Consider the following 517-nt stretch of genomic DNA (forward strand, 5'->3'; position numbering starts at 1 on the left):
GAGTCCATTTACTGTGATGTTTGAATAACAAATATCTGCTTCTAGCCAATAATTGTTTGAGTGTATCTCCATTAGAAAGTACTTCAGTTACAAAGGTAGTTTTAGTTTTCTTTGCCTGACTAATGGCTTCATTTTCTTGGTCTAGTGCCTGCCAGCGATATTTAATCCTACATTCTTGTACTGCATCATAAGCTAGTTTTTGTACATGGAAACGGTCAATCACACGGTCTGCCTTGCTAAAACATCGTTTTATGGCCAGTTGCATATTGGCTGCCATATCCATGGTTACCTCCTGAACACTATTACGTAAAGCTTCAGGGATTTGCTTGAGTACAGTAATAATATCTTCGGCTACTGTACCTTTAATCATCGCTACAATAGCTCCTTTACGTCCCTTTGCCTGTTTGTTTGTGACAATAGTGTATAATTCTCCATTAGACAAGGCTGTTTCATCAATACTCAAATGGCTACCTACATTATCACAGAATAGCATCCAATCTTCTGCATGTTCTTTTTG

Annotated in this window: 1 protein-coding gene; it reads right to left on the reverse strand. The window is 37.9% G+C overall.

Going from position 1 to position 517, the window contains the following annotated elements:
- On the reverse strand, nucleotides 1–517 hold a 517-nt coding region (locus tag VB264_RS25080), incomplete at both ends, for an ISAon1 family transposase (RefSeq protein ID WP_323254159.1).

It is taken from the genome of Arcicella aquatica (assembly GCF_034928825.1).
GTDB classification, from domain to species: domain Bacteria; phylum Bacteroidota; class Bacteroidia; order Cytophagales; family Spirosomataceae; genus Arcicella; species Arcicella aquatica.